We start from the raw sequence: 17,290 nt of genomic DNA, 5'->3' as shown, positions 1-17,290 counted from the left end.
CCTACGATCGTCGTTGTGGAGACCAACATCCAGGAGGAACGCGCGCAGCTGAGGGCAACGCTGCACGAGCGGGGCATGCGGATGACACCGCAGCGCCAGCTCGTGCTCGACGCGCTGCTCGAACTGGAGCACGCCACCCCGGAACAGGTCTGCCAGCACGTGCAGCGCAGCACGCCGACGGTCAACATCACCACCGTCTACCGGACGCTCGAACTGCTGGAGTCGCTCGGCGTCGTGCGGCACACCCACCTCGGCCACGGCGCCCCGAACTACTCCGTGCACGACCACAAGCACGTCCACCTCGTCTGCCACCGCTGCGACCGGGTGCTGGAGGTGCCGTGCGAGGTGATGGACGACCTGCGCGGAACACTCCGCGACCGGTTCGGGTTCGTACTTGATGCGAGCCACCTCGCGCTGTCCGGCGTGTGCGAGAACTGCCAGGAGGAGATCCGATGACCGCGGTAGAGGCCCCGGAAGGTTCACCGGACGCGGGCGTCCCGTGGCACTACGGCGACCCGTTCGCCGAGCAGCGGGCCGCGGCGCGCAAGGTGGCCGTGGTCGACCGGTCCAACCGCGAGGTCATCGCGGTCACCGGCCCGGAGCGCCTGTCGTGGCTGCACCTGGTGATCTCCCAGCACATGACCGACCTGCCCGACGGCGCCGCCACCGAGGCGCTCGTGCTCGACAGCCAGGGCCGCGTCGACACGCACATGGAGGTCGCGCACCTCGACGGCACCGTCTGGCTCGACACCGACCCAGGCGCGCACGCGACCGGCGCACGGGGCGGCCGGCAGACGCTGCTGGAGTACCTCGAGTCGATGGTGTTCTGGTCGAAGGTCGAACTGCGCGACGCGACGGCCGAGCGGGCGGTGCTGACGCTGCTGGGACCGTCGGCGGACGAGGTGCTGGCGGCAGTGGGCCTGCCGGTGACGTCCGGGGTGGCCGCGGGCTCGGACGTGATCGTCCGGCGCGGCGCGCTCGGCGTGGACCTGCTGGTGCCACGGGAAGCGCGCGACGACTGGTGGACCCGGCTGACGGCGGCCGGTGCGCGCCCGATGGGCAGCTGGGGTTACGAGGCGTTCCGGGTCGAGGCCGCGCGCCCGCGCATGGACGTCGACACCGACGACCGCACGATCCCGCACGAGGTCGGCTGGGTGCACGTGGCCGCGCACGTCGCGAAGGGCTGCTACCGGGGTCAGGAGACGGTCGCGAAGGTGCACAACGTCGGCCGCCCGCCGCGGCGGATGCTGTTGCTGCACCTGGACGGGTCGCCGGAGGTGCTGCCCGAGACCGGGGACCCGGTGGTGCTGGGTGAGCGGACCGTCGGGCGGGTCGGAACGGTGGTGCGCCACCACGAGCTGGGGCCGATCGCGCTGGCGCTGGTGAAGTACTCCGTGCCGCTGGACGCGGAACTGCTGGCCGGCGCCGAGGACCGCGTGGTGCAGGCCGCCATCGACCCGGACGCCATCCCGGAGGCGACACCCGGACTGGGCCGGGAAGCGGCCCGCCGTCTACGCGGCTGAGTTGTCCACAGGTCGCTCAGTTATCCACAGTTTCGCGCCGCGCCCGGGAATTGTCGGTGGACACCGGTAGACTGGCATGGCGGGTGGCCCCCGGGAATGGGTGGGGGTTCACGTACGTACCGGGGGGCGCGGTTTCACGCCGTTTTCGCAGGTCAGCGGTGGTTTGTTGACCCCTCGGACCGTGTGGGTCGTGCTCGAGGGTCACCCCCGGCGGTGATCGAGCCGATTCGAGGGTGGGGCCGGGCCCCGGTTGCGCATACGATCGCGGCCATGTCCACCGGCACCCTGATCACCGTCGCGCCCACCGGCGCGGAGCACGCCAAGTCCGACGTCCCCAACCTCCCCGTCACCCTCGAGGAGCTGGTGCGCACCGCGCAGGACTGCGAGCGCGTCGGCGCCGCGATGATCCACGTGCACATCCGGGACGCGGACGCCAAGCCGACGCTCGACCCGCAGCGGCTGAAGGACACCGTCGCCGCGTTGCGTGAAGAGACCTCGCTGATCGTCCAGCTGTCCACCGGCGGCGCCGTGACCGACCCCGAGGAGGACCGCCTCCGCGTGCTCGACGCCATGCCCGACTCCGCCAGCTGCACGATGGGCACCGTCAACTTCGGCGACGACGTGTTCATGAACCGCTGGGAGTTCATCGTCGAGCTGCACAAGCGGATGCAGGAACGCGGCATCGTGCCCGAGTACGAGATCTTCGACCTCGGCCAGCTCGCCAGCCTGCACCGGCTCCTCGACCAGCACGGGCTGCCCGCGGGCGGACACGTGCACGTCGACCTGGTCATGGGTGTCCCGGGTGGCATGCCGGGCGACGCGGAGACGCTGGTCGCCGCGCTGCGCATGATCCCGGACGGCGCGACCTTCTCGGCGACGGGCATCGGCCGCACGTCGATCCCGGTGATGCTGGCGTCGCTGTCCGCGGGCGGGCACCTGCGGGTCGGCATGGAGGACACCATTTCCTACGCCCGTGGCGAACGGGTGCGGGACAACGCCCAACTGGTCGCGCGGGCGGCCGGCCTGGCCAAGATCGCACAACGCCCACCGATGCCGGTGGCCGAAGTACGTACCCTGTTGAAGGTTGCCCAAAGCAACTGACTCACGAGGTTGGCGGCAACGGGCCGCGTACCGGAGGATAGGCACGTGATCGAAGTCCGTCCCGGTGGACGCCGGCGTATCGACCGTGTGCTCGCGCCGGAGTATGTGCGGGACCTCGGTGGGCTCGACCTCGCCGAGGTGCGCGAGCGCCGGGACGAGGCCGCCCAGGAGGAGACCGACCTGTCGTACCTGCGCAGGCTGCTCCACGGGCGGATCGACATCGTCAAGGCCGAGCAGAAGCGACGGCGCGAGGGCGGGTCCAGCTCGGTCGTGGAGCGGCTGGTGGAGATCCTGTCGGACAACGTGGTCGGCCCGGCCCCGTCCGGCTCGGGCCGGCACCAGACGCTGGAGCCGTCACGCGCGGAGGCGCACCGCAGGCACGTCGAGGCACTGGTGTCCGACGCCGACCTGTCGGACGTGGCGTCGCTGCCGGACGAGCGGCTCGACCTGGCGCTGCGGACGTACGCGGCGGAGGAGGAGTCGGTCTCACAGCGGCGGCGCGAGGTGCAGAAGGTCGTCGACCTGCTGAACGACGAGATCGGGGCGCGCTACCGAGCGGGCAGCGCCTCGGTGGACACCCTGCTGGCCGCCGAACGCGGCGACGACGGGCCGGCCTCCGGCCCCCGGAATCCAGCGTAACGACGGGCACCGACAAAACCGGCGGATCCATCCACAGGCCGCGTCCCGCACCCCGCGTCCGCAGCGCGCCGCGCCCTGAAAGGCGCGTTCAAGACACGAAGCCGGGCCGCTCGCGCGCGATGCGGCCCCATCCGAGTCCGGAGGGTTCCGTCCAGAGTCGCGTCTCCTGGCGGGAGCCGACCCCGGCATGCCCGGATCCCGCGAAGCGGGGCGAAAGCCCCCATCACCCCTTGAGGGGTGCCTGCCATCCCGTCGACCTGGCGAAGCCCGATCACACCGTGTCAAGGGGGCCGGATGCCCCACCCAGCCCCGTGCCTGAGCCGCCCGGGCCCCTTGACGCGGTGTGATAGCCCTCCGGGAGGTCGACGGGATGGCAGGCAGACCACTCAACAGCAGTCCTTGCCAAACCAACCCCGTGCAAGACCCCCGCCATCCCGGAGACCAGCCCGTCCGGCGAGGACCCCCCGGAGGGAACCCCGCGCAAGGCCAACCACCAAACCCGGGAACACAAACCGCCACAACGGCACTGACCAGCGAAAACGCCCCACCCAGTACATACGGGCAGCCCCCACCACTCCCGGGGGCACCCCGCTGTCCAGTCTACCGGTGACCACCGACAGGGGGACGGAAGTCGATCTAGGCTGTGGACAACCACCCCACCTGTGGACAACCCGCCCGTGAGCGGCCAGGAATGTCGGTGGCGCGTGGGAGAATGGTGACCGGGGGCCGGAGGCCGCGCCGCGCTCAGTTGAAGCGTTCGCGGACGGCGAGTTCGCCCCAGAAGTCGCGCAGTTTCTCGAAGCGGGACGCGATCTCCTCGACGTCCTCCCGCTCCAGCGCGTCGACGATCGCGTTCACGTCCGCGGCCGACGTGTCCTCCTGCAGTTCCTCGTCGGTCAGGAGCTGCACCAGGCCGCCGTAGTCCAGCTCGACCGCCGAGTCCTCCGCGAAGTGCTCCAGCCAGCGGCCCGTGTCCTCCAGGACCTTCGTCGGGCCCTGGTCGCCCAGTGCCTCGGCCGCCAGCTCGTGGGCCTTCGCGACCCGTTCCCGTGCGTCGCTCATCGCGACTCGCCAGCACACCTGCCTGCGCGGGTCGTCCTGCGGCGCGAGGACGATGTGGCGGGCCGCCGGGTCGACCAGCGTGAACCACGGCAGTGGCACGGTCCACGTCGTCGACACGATGTGCACGGCGCCGCTCGGCAGCTCGGCCAGGACCCGTGTCGCCTTCTCGCGCACGTTGTCGGGGTTCGCGGTCAGCGCCATCGTCCGCAGGGCCGGGTGGGCGGTGGACAGGAAACCCACGAGCGCGGCCGCGGACCGGGCGCGGATGTCCAGCGGGCAGACGAGCGGACCCTCGCCCACCGAACCCGGGACCTCGGCCGGGTCGAGCACCAGCACCTCGCGCTGGGCGCGCGGGGACGGCGAACCGTTCGCCAGCTCGCCCGGCAGCAGCGTCGGCGGCTGGGACAGCTGTGATCTGAACCACAGGTCCCGCTCGCGCTCCGCGACCGACGCGTAGTCCAACTGTCCGTTTTGTACCGCTTCTCGCAGGCGGTCGGCTACGTCCGAGTCGAATGCTGACAACGGTTCGTACACCCGGAGGTAGGCGACGAACGGTCGTGGCACGGTTGGCATGGTTTCACGGTTCTGCCGAACGCGATCAGTCGGCACTCGAACGCCGTGCCCCTTCGCACTGAACCCCCTCGGCACGGTACGGTAGTTACCAGGAACCAGTTGTCGAGATCAGCGGGGCCGCCGTTTCCCCCGGCCGCCCCGCACTTGTGCGAGGGGGTCGAGCCATGGGGCGCGGCCGGGCGAAGGCTAAGCAGACCAAGGTAGCCCGAGAGCTCAAATACAGCACTCCCCAGACGGACTTCGAGGCGCTGCAGCGAGAGCTGTCCGGCGGCAAGTCCTCAGAGGGCGGCAACGGCGACGAGGCCTTCGACGACGACGATTACGACGACGACGAATACCGTCGTTGACGTCGCGCGCCTCAGGGATGTGTGAGGTAGCGGACCTGGCTGCTCTTGGCCTTGTCCGACACCGCTCGCGCGTCGGCGATCTCGGCCCTGGTCGAGACCTCCGGCACGCCCACCTCCCACCAGGCACCGGCGTCCGTCCATGACGAAGGATGCGTGCGGATCACCACGACCGCGGGGGTACCTGCCCGCGCGTGCGTGCGGGCCTGTGCGTACGCGGCGGCGAGGCCGTCGAGCTTGTCGACCGTGAGCACGGCGCAGCCCAGTGCTGCGGCGTGTGACGCGAAGTCCACCCTGGGCGGTTGCGCATGAGGTGAGCGGCAGTCGGCGTACATGTTGTTGAACGCCGACCCGCCGTTCCCCCTCTGCAACCGGTCGATGACGGCGTAGCCGTCGTTGTCGCAGACCACGGCCACGAACCCGTGCCCGGCGAACGCGGCCGAGTACAGCTCCGAGTTGAGCATCAGGTACGAGCCGTCGCCGAGCAGGGTGGTCACGACACCGTCCGTGGTGGCGATGGCCGCACCCCACGCACCGGCCAGCTCGTACCCCATGCATGAGAAGCCGTACTCGACGTCCATGCCGGGGTGGGACGCGCGCCAGCCGCCGATCAGCTCGCCGGGCAGGCCACCGGACGCGGTCATCACGTAGTCGCCGGGCTCGGCCGCGTCGTTCACGACCCCCACCACCTGCGCGTACGTCGGCAGACCGGCAGAGGGCGCCCGCAGCCCGGTGATGTAGTCGTCCCAGCGGGAGCGCTCGACGAACGCCCTCGTGGTCCAGTTCCGGTCGACCGGCCACGGGTCGACGTCCAGCTCGCCGAGCGTCTCGCGGGCGTCGCCGACCACCGCGAGACCGCCGTGCTTGACCGCGTCGAAGCGGGCTGTGTTGATGCTCACCAAGCGCACGTCCGGGGAGAACACCGACCAGGACGCGGTCGTGAAGTCCTGCAGGCGGGTGCCCACCGCGAGCACGAGGTCGGCGTCCGCCGCCATGGCGTTCGCCGACGCCGAGCCGGTGATGCCGAGCGGGCCCGTGTACAGCGGGTGGTCGTGCGGCACCAGGGTGCGGCCCGCTGTGGTCTCCGTGACCGGCACACCGTGGCGCTCCGCGAACGCCAGCGCCACCCGGCCGGCACCCGAGTACCGGACGCCACCGCCGAGCACCATGAGCGGGCGGCGGCTCGCCCTCAGCAGGTTCGACGCGTGCGACAACGTCCGCTGGTCCGCCCTCGGGCGCTGCGGCCGGTGCACGACCGGGTCGAACAGCGACGACGGGAAGTCGAACGCCTCCGCCTGCACGTCCTGCGGCAGCGCGAGCGTGACCGGTCCGCAGTCGGCCGGGTCGGTGAGCACCCTGGCGACCTGCGGCAGCGCCGACAGCAGCTGTTCCGGCCGCGTGATGCGGTCGAAGTAGCGGCTGACGGCACGAAACGCGTCGTTGACGGTCGCCGTGCCGTCGCCGAAGTGCTCCACCTGTTGCAGTACGGGGTCCGGCGCCCGGTTGACGAACGTGTCGCCCGGAAGGAGCAGCAGCGGCAGGCGGTTGGCGTGCGCGACTCCGGCCGCGGTGACCATGTTCAACGCGCCGGGGCCGATCGACGACGTGGCGACGCCGACCTGCCGCCGATGGGTGGCCTTCGCCAGACCGACGGCGGCGAGCGCCATGCCCTGCTCGTTCTGCCCGCGCCACACCGGGAGGTCGTGCTCGGCGAGGGCGGTGCCCAGGCCGAGCACGTTCCCGTGCCCGAAGATCGCGAACACGCCCGCGAAGAGCGGCGCCTCGGTCCCGTCCATCAGCTCGGTCCGCTGGGCCGACAGCCAGCGAACCAGAGCCTGAGCCGTCGTCAGCCGCTCTGTCACGCGCATCTAGCTCGATACCTCCCGCAACTCGTGTTCCAGGGCCTCCAGTTCGGCGCCGCCGGCCATCTGGCGGGTCAGCTCGTCGATGGTGATCTCCGACTTCTCCATCGAGCCGAGGCTCGCCCCGCGCTTGAGCAGCAGGAACCGGTTGCCGACCGGGTACGCGTGGTGCGGGTTGTGGGTGACCAGCACGATCCCCAGCCCGCGGTCCCGCGCCTGCGCCACGTACCGCAGCACCATCCCGGACTGCTTCACGCCGAGCGCGGCGGTCGGCTCGTCGAGGATCAGCACCTTCGCGCCGAAGTGGATGGCACGCGCGATCGCCACGCACTGCCGCTCGCCGCCGGACAGCGTGCCGACCGGCTGCTCCACGTCCCGCAGGTCGATGCCCAGGTCCGCGAGCGCGTCCCGCGCGATCTGCCTGCCGCGCTTGCGGTCGAGCCGCTGGAACGGCCCGGCGCCGACCGTCGGCTCCGAGCCGAGGAAGAAGTTCCGCCACACCGACATCAGCGGCACCACCGCGAGGTCCTGGTAGACGGTCGCGATCCCGGCGTCGAGCGCGTCGCGTGGCGAGGTGAACCGGGTCGGCGTGCCGTTCACCACGAGCTGCCCTCGGTCGTGCTGGTGCACCCCCGCCAGCACCTTGATGAGCGTCGACTTGCCTGCCCCGTTGTCGCCGAGCACGCAGGTGACCTCACCCGCGTTGACCACTGTGGACACGTCCCGCAGCGCGAGCACACTGCCGTAGTTCTTGCCGATCCCGTCGGCCTCGATGAGCGCGGTCATCGCCGGACCCTCTCTGCTCGCCGCCGGAAGGTGTTGTTCACCAGCACCGCGCCGAGCAGCATGATGCCGAGGAAGAGCATGAACCAGTCGGAGTTCCAGTTCGCGAACACGATGCCCTGCCGGGCCATGCCGAAGATCAGCGCGCCGATCGCGGCGCCGATGGCCGACCCGAACCCGCCGGTCAGCAGGCACCCGCCGATCACCGCCGCGATGATGTACTGGAACTCCAGGCCGATGCCCTCGTTGGCCTGCGCGGTCGTGTAGCGCAGGATGTTGATCGACCCGACCAGCCAGGCGGCGGCCGCGGTCGTCATGAACAGCAGGACCTTCGTCCGCGCCACCGGCACGCCGACCGCCCGCGCGCTGGGCGCCGAGCCGCCGACCGCGAAGATCCAGTTGCCGAACTTCGTGCGCACCAGCACGTACGCGGCGAGCGCGGCGAACCCGAGCCACCAGATGATCGAGATCCGGAACGACGTGTCGCCGATCTGGAACGTGGACGCGAACACGAACCCGGTCGACTCGTAGCCGTCGGCCCTGCGCATCCCGGAGACCTGCACGCTGTTCGTCACCAACCGGGTGACACCCAGGTTTAGGCCTTGCAGGGCGAGGAAGGTACCGAGCGTGACGATGAAGCTCGGCAGCCCGGTCCGCACCACGAGCCACCCGTTCAGCGCGCCGACACCCAGCGCGAAGATCAGCGACAGCAGCAGCGCGAGCCACACGTTCAGCCCGACCTGCGTGGCGAAGATGGCCGTGACCAGCGCGGTCGACGCGGTCATCACGCCGGCGGACAGGTCGAACTCGCCGCCGATCATCAGCAGCGCCACCGCGACCGCCATGATCCCCAGCGTCGCCGAGTCGTCCAGCCAGGTGGCGACGCCGCCCATGGTCAGGAACTTCTCGGTCACGATCGAGAAGAACAGGAACACCACCAGCGCGCCCAGAAGCGCGCCGATCTCGGGCCGGACCACCAGCCGCTGCGCGAGGTGGTTCTGCGCGACCCGCTCGTCGACGGTCGTGGCGGTCATCGCGTCCCCCGCTCGGTGTAGGTCTCGACCTGGTCGGCGTTCGACTTGTCGACGAACCCGGGCCCGGTGAACACCGGCTGCCCGCCGCCGAGGGTGTTGCCGTTCTCGCGGTACAGCTTCAGCATCACGATCGGCAGGTAGCCCTGCTGGTACTGCTGCTGGTCGACGGCGAACAGGATCCGGCCGTCCTGGATCGACTTCACGACGTCGGTGTTGAGGTCGAACGTGGCGACCTCGGCCGACGAGCCCGCCGCGTCCGCCGCCGCGACCGCACGGTCGGCGACCTGCGAGTTCAGCGTCAGCACGCCGTCGATCGACGAGTCGGTCTGCAGCGCGCCGCGGATGCGGGCCTCCGCGTCGGTCGGGTTCGCGATGTCGACCTGCAGGTTCGTGACGTTCCCGCCGAACCCCCGCTTGGCACCGTCACAGCGGTCGTTGAGGCCGGAGTTGCCCGCCTCGTGGATCACGCACAGGACCTTGGTCTTGCCCTCGTCCTTGAGGCGCTTGCCCGCGGCCTCACCCGCGACCGTCTCGTCCTGCCCGACGTGCGCGAGCGCGCCGAACTCGGTGCTGCGGTCGGCGCCGGAGTTGATCGTGATCACCGGGATGCCCGCGCGGACGGCGGCCTCGATCGACGACTTGAGCGCGTCCGGGTTCGCCATCGACACGACCAGGCCGGTCTTCCCCTGCGCCACGGCGTTGTCGATGAGCTTGGCCTGGGCGCCCGCGTCGCCGTCGGCGAGGTAGCTGACCTTCACGCCGAGGTCGCGGGCCGCGTCCTGGGCGCCGTTCTGCACGACGCTCCAGAAGGCGTCGCCCTCGCTCCCGTGCGTGATCACGGCGAAGTCCAGTGGCGCGGTGGTGTCCACGCCTCCGCTGTCCTGTTTCGGTGCCTCCGGACCGGTGTCCGCTGACGGCCCGGTGCACGCGGCGAGCAGGAAGGCCGCGGCGGCCACCCATAACGCTCGTCGTGCCCGGGCGGAGGTCGTCGACATCGTTGTCTTGTCTCCGTTTCTAGGCCATGAGTCGTGCCAGATGATCCAAGCTCTGCTTCGCGTGCGCACGGGGAAGCGTGTCGCTCGCGGTGTCGTCTGGCAAGGCCGTGTCCTGCTCCAACACGTACCAGCCGTCGTAGTCGTTGTCCCGCAACAGCTTCAGCATGGCGGCGAGATCGACGTCCCCCGCGCCCAGCGGCACGTAGATGCCGTCCTTGACGGCCTGGGTGTACGTGGTGGCGCCGGTGCGCACCCGCTCGGCGAGGTCCTCGCGCACGTCCTTGAGGTGCACGTGCCCGACCCGGCTCGGGTGGCGGCGCACGAGGTCGACCGGGTCGGTGCCGCCGATCAGCAGGTGCCCGGTGTCGACGCACAGCAGCAGGTCCGAGTCGTGCACGAACCGCTCGACCTCGGCGTACGTCTCGACGTGCGTGCCGACGTGCGGGTGCAGCACGGTCCGTACCCCGACGGCCGCGGCGCGTTCCGCGATCTGCCCGGCGGTGTCGACCAGCGTCGCCCATTCCCGGTCCGACAGGGCGGGCCGCTCGTCGTAGCCGTCGAGACCGGTGGCCGCGGCGAGGACCAGCACGTCGGCGCCGGCCGTGGCCAGCAGTTCCGCCACCGCCGCCGCCTCGTCCACAGTGGACCCGTGGTGCAGCGGGGTGGCGAAGAACCCGCCCACCAGCCCGAGCCCGTGCGCGCGCAGCGACGCGACGAGGTCCGGCGCGGCGGCGGGCAGGTACCCCGGCGGGCCCAGTTCGGTCGCGGTGATGCCGAGCGCGGCCATCTCGCCCAGCACCGTCTCCGGCGGCAGCACCCGCCCCCAGCCCGGCACTTCGCAGACGCCCCAGGAGATCGGCGCCGCGGCGACCTTCGTCATGCTGTGCTCCACTGGTGAGTCCGCACTGGTTTCCCGGTGCGGCGCGACTGTTCACACGCCTCGGCGAGCCGGAGGCTGACGAGGCTGTCGCGGGCGGGCGACGGGTTCTCCGCGCGGCCCGCGACGACGTCGGTGAACACCCGCATCTCGTTGCGGTAGGCGTGGCGGAACCGGTCGGGGAAGCCGGAGTAGGCGTCCGCCGTGCCGTTCAGCGGTGTGCGGTCGTCGAGCCCGACCGCGACGGAGTCCCGTGCGCCGAGCACCTCGATGCGGTGGTCGTAGCCGAGCGGGTCGTGCCGCCCGGCGGTGAGCACGGCGTGCGCGCCGCCCGCGAACTTCAGCAGCACCACGGCGTTGTCCACGTCGTCGGCGGCCGCGAACGCGTCGTCGACGAGGACCGAGCCGGACGCGTACACCTCGACGACCGGCTCGCCGACGAGCCACGGCACGGCGTCGAGGTCGTGGATGAGCAGGTCCCGGAAGATGCCGCCGGAGCCGGGCAGGTAGGAGAAGTCCGGTGGCTGGGCGTCGAAGCCGGTGGCGCGGACGTGGTAGATCGCGCCGAGCTCGCCCGCCGCGATGCGGCGGTGCAGGTCGGTCATCGCCGGGTCGAAGCGGCGCTGGAAACCGACGAGCACGGGCACCTCGGCGTGCTCGATCTCGTTGACCAGCGCGGACATCGCGTCGAGGTCGGCGGCGACGGGTTTCTCGCACAGCACCGGGGTGTGCGCGGCGAGGCAGGCACGGACCAGGGCCGGGTGCGTGTCGGTCGGGGTGGCGACGAGGACCCCGTCACACTCGTCGAGGAGGTCCTGGAGCCGCGGCACCGCGCGGGACTTCGGCAGCGTGGCGGCCTGTTCGGCCCGCCCGGCGACCGGGTCGTAGAGCACAACCTCGCTGACCTGGGACAACGCGGACAGGTTCGCCGCGTGCATGGTCCCGATCCGCCCGACTCCTGCGACCCCGATTCGCATACTGCTCCTTGCGTTGGAGCGCTCTAATTCGCCTATCCTGTAATGGCCGTCACAGTCGTGTCAAGGAGGTCCCGGCGTTGGCCCGGCCCACGATGGAAGACGTCGCGGCGCGGGCGGGTGTGTCCCGGGCGCTGGTGTCGCTGGTGATGCGCGGCTCGCCGAAGGTGAGCGCGACCCGGCGCACGGCGGTGCTCGAGGCAGCGGCCGAGCTGGGGTACTCGCCGCACGCCATGGCGCGTTCGCTGGCGTCGCGGACGTCGCACGTGCTGGGCGTGATGGTGTCGGACCTGCACAACCCGTTCTGGGCGGAGGTCGTCGACGGTCTGGACGCGGCGGCCCGCGCGGCCGGGTTCGAGCTGGTGATCAACACCGGTGGGCGGAGCCCGTCGCGGGAACAGCAGGCGCTGCGGTCGTTGCAGTCGTTCCGGCCCGCGGGCCTCGCGCTGCTGGGCCCGGTGGTCCCGTCGGCGGCGATCACCGCGGCGGCGGACATCCCGCTGGTGCTGGTCTCCCGGTCGTCCCGCTTGTCCACTGTGGACACCGTGAACGACGACGGCCGCGCGGGGTCCGCGCTGGCCGTGGACCACCTGGTGGCGTTGGGGCACCGGGAGATCGTGCACATCGACGGCGGTTCGGGATCGCAGTCGGCGCCGCGGCGGACGGGGTACCGGGTCGCCATGGCGCGGCACGGGCTGGTGCCGCGGGTGGTTCATGGCGAGTACACGGAAGCCGCGGGCGCGGCGGCGGTGCGCGCGCTCCGGCAGCCGTTCACGGCGGTTCTCGCCGCGAACGACCTCAACGCGGTGGGGGTGTTGTCGGCGCTCGGCGAGGCCGGGTTGCGGGTGCCGGAGGACGTGTCGGTGGTGGGGTACGACAACACGTGGCTGGCGGGGTTGCGGCACATCGGGCTCACGACGATCGACCAGCCGCGCGAGGAGATGGGGCGGCTGGCGGCATCCGCGTTGATCGCGCGGGTGCGCGGGGAACGGACGTCGCCCGCGCGGCTGGTGGTGCGGCCGACGTTGGTGGTTCGCGCCACCACGGGGCCGCCGCCATGATCCGGGCGGCCTCCGGCCCCGGAATCCAGCTTAGCGGTGAGCACCGACATTTTTGGGCGCTGCGGGCGGAGCTGTGGACAACACCGAGCACCGTGGACACAGACGGCCTCCGGCCCCGGAATCCAGCGTAGTGGCGACCACCGACAATCCCGGCCGCTGCGGGCTGAGCAGTGGACAACCCCGGCCACTGTGGACAGGGACGGCCTCCGGCCCCCGAAATCCAGCGTAACGGCCAGCACCGACAATCCCTGCCGCGCCGGGCGGAGCTGTGGACAACGCCGAGCACTGTGGACGCCGACGGCCTCCGGCCCCCGGAATCCAGCGTAGTGGCGTGGACCGACAATCCCGGGCGCTGCGGGCGAAGTTGTGGACAACCCCGCCCACCGTGGACACCGACAGCCTCCGGCCCCCGGAATCCAGCGTAACGGCGACCACCGACAATCCGGGCGGTGGTGGGGCGCGCTGTGGACAACGTGCCCACCTGTGGACAACCCGCCGTCGTCGCCGGTTGGTTGTCGGTGGTTTGCCGTAGGCTGGAAATCGGGGGCCGGCGGCCGAGCCGCTACCCGATCGCCGCCGCTACCACCGCTGCCATGCCCTTCATGCCGGTCGCGTTCGGGTGCAGGGGTGCCGCCACGTTCTCCGGGACGAACGGTTCCGTCCAGCGCACCGACGCCGACTTGCACACGTCCTTGCCGATGCCCGGCGTGCGAATGTCCACATAGGTCGCACCGCCTGCCGCCGACGCGTCGGCCAGGACCTGGTTCAGCTGGTCGATCTTGGCCTGGATGTAGTTCGCGTCGCGGGGCCACACCTGCACGCGCGGGTAGCAGCCGTTCGGGGGCAGGTACGTCGTGTAACCCACCACGAACACCCTCGCGTTCGGGGAGCGCTGGTGGATCGCCGCGAGCACGGCGTCGACGCGGGGGCGGACCGCCGCCACGCGCTCGCCGTACACGTCACGGCCGCCCGCGGTGTACTCGTCGGCGCACGAGTCGCCCGACAGCCACTCCGGCCACACGTTCAGGCACGACTCCGCCAACCCGACCAGGCCCGCGTCGTTGCCGCCGATCTGCAGCGTCACCACCGACGTGTCGGCGGTCAGCGCGTCGAGCTGCGGGGGCGCCGTGCCCAGGTCGGTCTCCTGCGGGTTGAACATGTCGTTCGTGTCGGCGCCCGAGCAGGTCACGTCCGTGATGGCGAGCCCGAGCTGCGCCGCGGCCAGCTTCGGGTAGTTCGCCGTGGAGCGGAAGCAGCCCGGCATCGACAGGTCCGGCAGCGGGATCAGCGGGCCGGACGCCGCCGAGTCGCCCAGCGCGACGTATTTCGCCGGGGCCGCGGACGCCACCCCCGGTATCGACAGAGCCAGTAGAACGGGGAACACGAGCAGGACCAGCCGGCGCATCGTCGTTGACCTCCGGGCAGGGAACCGGACGTGAAACAGTGTCAGGTTCCCTGCCGAAGATGTAAATCACCCAACCGGCTGCCGTGTGCGGGTGAACCGGCGGACGAGCGGCCACGCCAGTACCACCAGCACGATGACGTACACGACCACGGAGAACGTCGTGTTCACCAGGCCCGTCAGCGAACCGTCGGAGATCTGCAGTGCCCTGCGCATCTGCTGTTCCGCCGCCGGGCCGAGGATCACGCCGATCACCGCGGGCAGGATCGGCAACCCGAACCGGCGCATCGCGAAGCCGAGCACGCCGATCACGAACAACACGATCAGGTCCACCACCTGGCCGCTCACCGCGTACGCCCCGACCGACGCGAAGAAGAGGATCCCCGCGTACAGGTACGGCCGCGGGATCTTCAGCAGCTTCGCCCACACCGGCGCCAGCGGCAGGTTCAGGACCAGCAACAACACGGTCCCGACGAACAGCGACGCGATCAGGCCCCACACCAGGTCCGCCTCGCGCTCGAACAGCAGCGGGCCCGGCTGGATGCCGTACTGCTGGAACGCCGCCAGCATCACGGCCGCCGTCGCGGTCGTCGGCAGGCCCAGCGTCAGCATCGTGACCAGCGTGCCCGACGCCGACGCGGACGCCGTCGACTCCGGGCCCGCGACGCCCTCGATGGCGCCCGACCCGAACTCGTCGCGGTGCTTCGACAGCCGCTTCTCCGCGACGTACGACAGGAACGTCGGGATCTCCGCGCCACCGGCCGGGATGGCGCCGAACGGGAAGCCGATCACCGGGCCGCGCAGCCACGGCTTCCACGTGCGCTTCAGGTCCTCGCGGCCCAGCCACGGCCTGCCGACCGGGATCGGCTCGTCGCCGCCGTGCCGCAGCCGCGACGCGATCCACAGCGACTCGCCGACCGCGAACAACCCGACCGCGACGATGACGACGTCGATGCCGTCGGCGAGTTCCAGCGACCCGAACGTCAGGCGGGACTGGCCGGTCATCTCGTCCAGGCCGACGAGACCGATGGTGAGACCGATCAGCAGTGACGCGAAGCCGCGGATCCGCGACTTGCCGAGCACCGACGTGACGCCGATGAACGCCAGGATCATGATCGCGAAGTAGTCCGGCGCGCCGATGTCGACCGCGTGCGCGGCGATGAACGGGGCCAGCAGCACGATGCCGATCGTGCCGATCATCGCGCCGGCGAAGTGCCCGATCGCCGCGGCGGCAAGCGCTTGCGACCCGCGCCCGCGCTTCGCCATCTGGTTGCCCTCGATGGCCGTCACCACCGCCGCGCTCTCCCCCGGCGTGTTCAGCAGGATCGACGTGGTGGAACCACCGAACATGCCGCCGTAGTAGATGCCGGCGAACATGATGAACGCGGCGGTCGGGTCGAGCCCGTACGTCACGGGCAGCAGCAACGCGACCGCCATGGCCGGGCCGATGCCCGGCAGGACGCCGATGAACGTGCCCAGCAGCACGCCGACGGCCGCCAGCAGCAGGTGCATGGGCGTGAGCGCGGTGCCGAACCCGTCGATCAGCTGTGTCAAGGAGTCCACGTCAGAACACCTCCATCAGCGGGCCGCCGGGCAACGGCACCCCCAGCAGGCGGTCGAACAGCACGAACGTCACGATCGACATGGCCGCCGCGATCAACGGGTCACGCACGAACGCCCGCGACCCCAGCGCGTACGCCGCGCCCCAGAACAGGATCGCGCCGGAGATGGGGAACCCGACGACGCCGATCAGCGCCGCGTTCGCGAGGAACGCCGCCGACAGCAACAGCACCGTGCGCCAGTCGCTCGGCGCGGACAGGTCGACATCCTCGCCGCCCTCCGCCTCGCCGCGGCCGCCACGCAGCACGTCCCGTGCCAGCAGCACGGCGACCACCAGCAGCAGCACGCCGACGACCACCGGCACGGCCTTCGGTCCGACCGGCCCGCGCTGCGCGAAGTCGGTCGGGATGTTGATCGCGTCGACCAGCACCAGCACGCCGAGCACCGCGAGCAACGCGCAGATGCCCAGCTCGGAGCGGTCCTGCCGGAGCGAGGTCGCGGTCATAGCCCCAGCTCCGTCAGCACCCCGGCGACCCGGTCGTTCTCCTCGGCCAGGAACTCGCCGAACTCCTCGCCCGGCTGGAACGCGGGCGTCCACCCGTTGCGCTCCAGCGCGTCCTGCCACTGCGGGGTGTCCTGCAGGTCGGTGAACAGGCGCACGAGCCGGTCCGTGTCGTTCTGCGAGATGCCCGGTGGCGCGACGATCCCGCGCCAGTTCGTGAAGTCGACGTCCACACCGGACTCCTTCAGCGTCGGCGCGTCCAGCCCGTCGACGCGTTCCGCGCTGGTCACCGCGAGCACCCGCAGGTCACCGGACTCGATCTGGTCGCGGTACTCGCCGACCCCCGAGACGCCGAACGCGATCTTGCCGCCCAGCACCGACGCGAGCAGCTCCCCGCCGCCGTCGTAGGACACGTACCGCACGTCCTTCGGTGCGAGCCCGATGGCCTTGGCGAACAGCATCGGGGCGAGGTGGTCGGGACCGCCGGGTGACGACCCGCCGCCGACCGGCACCGCGCCCGGGTCGGCCTGCCACGCGTCGATCAGCTGCTGGACGTCCTGGTACGGCGAGTCCTTCGCCACCACCACGATGTCCGGTTCCTCGATGAGCTTCGCGATCGGCGTGGTGTCCTGCAGCGACGACGGCGAGTGGTTCGTGTGGACACTGCCGACCACGCCGAGGCCCATCGACATGACCAGCTTGTCGTTGCCCGCCTCGTTGACCAGACGGCCGAGGCCGACCGTGCCGCCCGCGCCGGGCAGGTTGAACACCTCGACGTTGCGGGTGAGCCCGGCGTCCTCCACCGACTTGGCGGCGGTCCTGGCGGTGATGTCGTAGCCGCCGCCCGGGGTGTTCGGCACGAGGATCCGCAGGCCGCGGACCTGGCCACCGGCGTCGTCGTCCGCGCCGGAGGAGATCAGCGGCGGTATCAGCAGAACCGCCGCGAGCGCGGCCAGTGCCGCGGTCCAGGGTTTCGCACGCATGAGGCGAGCCTCTCT

At 71.1% G+C, this 17,290-nt stretch carries 17 protein-coding genes; 6 read left to right on the top strand and 11 right to left on the bottom strand.

Translation table 11 applies throughout. The annotated features are described in order from the left end of the window. Positions 1–75 precede the first annotated feature (75 nt). The 4 genes from ACYQ77_RS21410 (at position 76) to ACYQ77_RS21395 (ending at position 3,263) form a co-directional block, all read left to right on the top strand. A complete protein-coding gene (locus ACYQ77_RS21410) occupies positions 76–456 on the top strand; it encodes a Fur family transcriptional regulator (RefSeq protein ID WP_459714001.1) in 381 nt (126 codons plus the stop codon). Then, entirely contained in the window at positions 453–1,523 is a 1,071-nt protein-coding gene (gene ygfZ / locus ACYQ77_RS21405; RefSeq protein WP_459713902.1) for a CAF17-like 4Fe-4S cluster assembly/insertion protein YgfZ, read from the top strand. The genes ACYQ77_RS21410 and ygfZ overlap by 4 nt, the downstream gene beginning before the upstream one ends. Positions 1,524–1,793: 270 nt before the next feature. Beyond that, entirely contained in the window at positions 1,794–2,624 is an 831-nt protein-coding gene (locus ACYQ77_RS21400) for a beta-keto acid cleavage family enzyme (protein ID WP_459713900.1), read from the top strand. 45 nt (positions 2,625–2,669) lie between these two features. Then, entirely contained in the window at positions 2,670–3,263 is a 594-nt protein-coding gene (locus ACYQ77_RS21395; protein ID WP_459713898.1) for an RsiG family protein, read from the top strand. Between the two features lie 744 nt (positions 3,264–4,007). On the opposite strand, the gene ACYQ77_RS21390 is transcribed toward ACYQ77_RS21395, so the two are convergent. Continuing rightward, entirely contained in the window at positions 4,008–4,889 is an 882-nt protein-coding gene (locus ACYQ77_RS21390; RefSeq protein WP_459713896.1) for a hypothetical protein, read from the bottom strand. Positions 4,890–5,062: 173 nt separating this feature from the next. Between ACYQ77_RS21390 and ACYQ77_RS21385 the strand changes: the two genes are divergently transcribed. Then, complete coding sequence (locus ACYQ77_RS21385; RefSeq protein ID WP_459713893.1) at positions 5,063–5,245, top strand: DUF3073 domain-containing protein; 183 nt, start codon at positions 5,063–5,065, stop codon at positions 5,243–5,245. 11 nt (positions 5,246–5,256) lie between these two features. Here ACYQ77_RS21385 and iolD read toward each other — a convergent pair whose 3' ends face one another. The 6 genes from iolD to ACYQ77_RS21355 are packed head-to-tail and all read right to left on the bottom strand — an operon-like array spanning position 5,257 to position 11,770. Further along, positions 5,257–7,110, bottom strand: a complete 1,854-nt coding sequence (gene iolD, locus ACYQ77_RS21380) for a 3D-(3,5/4)-trihydroxycyclohexane-1,2-dione acylhydrolase (decyclizing) (protein WP_459713890.1) — start codon at positions 7,108–7,110, stop codon at positions 5,257–5,259. Next, complete coding sequence (locus tag ACYQ77_RS21375; protein WP_459713888.1) at positions 7,111–7,890, bottom strand: ATP-binding cassette domain-containing protein; 780 nt, start codon at positions 7,888–7,890, stop codon at positions 7,111–7,113. After that, a complete protein-coding gene (locus tag ACYQ77_RS21370; RefSeq protein ID WP_459713885.1) occupies positions 7,887–8,921 on the bottom strand; it encodes an ABC transporter permease in 1,035 nt (344 codons plus the stop codon). Before ACYQ77_RS21370 ends, ACYQ77_RS21375 begins: the two co-directional genes overlap by 4 nt. Then, on the bottom strand, positions 8,918–9,916 hold the full coding sequence (locus tag ACYQ77_RS21365; protein ID WP_459713884.1) for a sugar ABC transporter substrate-binding protein: 999 nt from the start codon (positions 9,914–9,916) through the stop codon (positions 8,918–8,920). Before ACYQ77_RS21365 ends, ACYQ77_RS21370 begins: the two co-directional genes overlap by 4 nt. A 19-nt stretch (positions 9,917–9,935) precedes the next feature. Beyond that, positions 9,936–10,796, bottom strand: coding sequence for a TIM barrel protein (locus ACYQ77_RS21360; RefSeq protein ID WP_459713882.1), 861 nt, complete (start codon positions 10,794–10,796; stop codon positions 9,936–9,938). Further along, positions 10,793–11,770 carry a Gfo/Idh/MocA family protein gene (locus tag ACYQ77_RS21355; protein ID WP_459713880.1) on the bottom strand — a complete coding sequence of 326 codons (978 nt, stop codon included), beginning with the start codon at positions 11,768–11,770 and terminating at the stop codon, positions 10,793–10,795. The genes ACYQ77_RS21360 and ACYQ77_RS21355 overlap by 4 nt, the downstream gene beginning before the upstream one ends. Positions 11,771–11,847: 77 nt before the next feature. Here ACYQ77_RS21355 and ACYQ77_RS21350 point away from each other — a divergent pair, with 77 nt between their 5' ends. Next, positions 11,848–12,828: a LacI family DNA-binding transcriptional regulator gene (locus tag ACYQ77_RS21350; RefSeq protein WP_459713877.1), complete on the top strand. Its 981-nt coding sequence runs from the start codon at positions 11,848–11,850 to the stop codon at positions 12,826–12,828. A 562-nt stretch (positions 12,829–13,390) separates the two neighbouring features. On the opposite strand, the gene ACYQ77_RS21345 is transcribed toward ACYQ77_RS21350, so the two are convergent. The 4 genes from ACYQ77_RS21345 to ACYQ77_RS21330 form a co-directional block, all read right to left on the bottom strand. Further along, positions 13,391–14,233: an SGNH/GDSL hydrolase family protein gene (locus ACYQ77_RS21345; RefSeq protein ID WP_459713876.1), complete on the bottom strand. Its 843-nt coding sequence runs from the start codon at positions 14,231–14,233 to the stop codon at positions 13,391–13,393. A gap of 66 nt (positions 14,234–14,299) precedes the next feature. Further along, entirely contained in the window at positions 14,300–15,742 is a 1,443-nt protein-coding gene (locus tag ACYQ77_RS21340; protein ID WP_459713999.1) for a tripartite tricarboxylate transporter permease, read from the bottom strand. 52 nt (positions 15,743–15,794) lie between these two features. Next, positions 15,795–16,295, bottom strand: coding sequence for a tripartite tricarboxylate transporter TctB family protein (locus tag ACYQ77_RS21335; RefSeq protein WP_459713874.1), 501 nt, complete (start codon positions 16,293–16,295; stop codon positions 15,795–15,797). Next, entirely contained in the window at positions 16,292–17,275 is a 984-nt protein-coding gene (locus ACYQ77_RS21330; RefSeq protein WP_459713872.1) for a Bug family tripartite tricarboxylate transporter substrate binding protein, read from the bottom strand. The genes ACYQ77_RS21335 and ACYQ77_RS21330 overlap by 4 nt, the downstream gene beginning before the upstream one ends. Between the last annotated feature and the right edge of the window lie 15 nt (positions 17,276–17,290).

Source organism: Actinophytocola sp. KF-1 (assembly GCF_054661535.1).
The sequence above is the reverse complement of the archived record's forward strand: the minus strand, read 5'-3'. Positions and strand labels throughout refer to the sequence as shown.

Excerpts from the sequence above, each read along its gene's own strand:
- ACYQ77_RS21410 (WP_459714001.1), top strand. The coding sequence starts at position 76 with ATGCGGATGACACCGCAGCGCCAGCTCGTGCTCGACGCGCTGCTCGAA.
- ygfZ (WP_459713902.1), top strand. The coding sequence starts at position 453 with ATGACCGCGGTAGAGGCCCCGGAAGGTTCACCGGACGCGGGCGTCCCG.
- ACYQ77_RS21400 (WP_459713900.1), top strand. The coding sequence starts at position 1,794 with ATGTCCACCGGCACCCTGATCACCGTCGCGCCCACCGGCGCGGAGCAC.
- ACYQ77_RS21385 (WP_459713893.1), top strand. The coding sequence starts at position 5,063 with ATGGGGCGCGGCCGGGCGAAGGCTAAGCAGACCAAGGTAGCCCGAGAG.
- iolD (WP_459713890.1), bottom strand. The coding sequence starts at position 7,110 with ATGCGCGTGACAGAGCGGCTGACGACGGCTCAGGCTCTGGTTCGCTGG.
- ACYQ77_RS21375 (WP_459713888.1), bottom strand. The coding sequence starts at position 7,890 with ATGACCGCGCTCATCGAGGCCGACGGGATCGGCAAGAACTACGGCAGT.
- ACYQ77_RS21370 (WP_459713885.1), bottom strand. The coding sequence starts at position 8,921 with ATGACCGCCACGACCGTCGACGAGCGGGTCGCGCAGAACCACCTCGCG.
- ACYQ77_RS21365 (WP_459713884.1), bottom strand. The coding sequence starts at position 9,916 with ATGTCGACGACCTCCGCCCGGGCACGACGAGCGTTATGGGTGGCCGCC.
- ACYQ77_RS21360 (WP_459713882.1), bottom strand. The coding sequence starts at position 10,796 with ATGACGAAGGTCGCCGCGGCGCCGATCTCCTGGGGCGTCTGCGAAGTG.
- ACYQ77_RS21355 (WP_459713880.1), bottom strand. The coding sequence starts at position 11,770 with ATGCGAATCGGGGTCGCAGGAGTCGGGCGGATCGGGACCATGCACGCG.
- ACYQ77_RS21345 (WP_459713876.1), bottom strand. The coding sequence starts at position 14,233 with ATGCGCCGGCTGGTCCTGCTCGTGTTCCCCGTTCTACTGGCTCTGTCG.
- ACYQ77_RS21340 (WP_459713999.1), bottom strand. The coding sequence starts at position 15,742 with ATGCACCTGCTGCTGGCGGCCGTCGGCGTGCTGCTGGGCACGTTCATC.
- ACYQ77_RS21335 (WP_459713874.1), bottom strand. The coding sequence starts at position 16,295 with ATGACCGCGACCTCGCTCCGGCAGGACCGCTCCGAGCTGGGCATCTGC.
- ACYQ77_RS21330 (WP_459713872.1), bottom strand. The coding sequence starts at position 17,275 with ATGCGTGCGAAACCCTGGACCGCGGCACTGGCCGCGCTCGCGGCGGTT.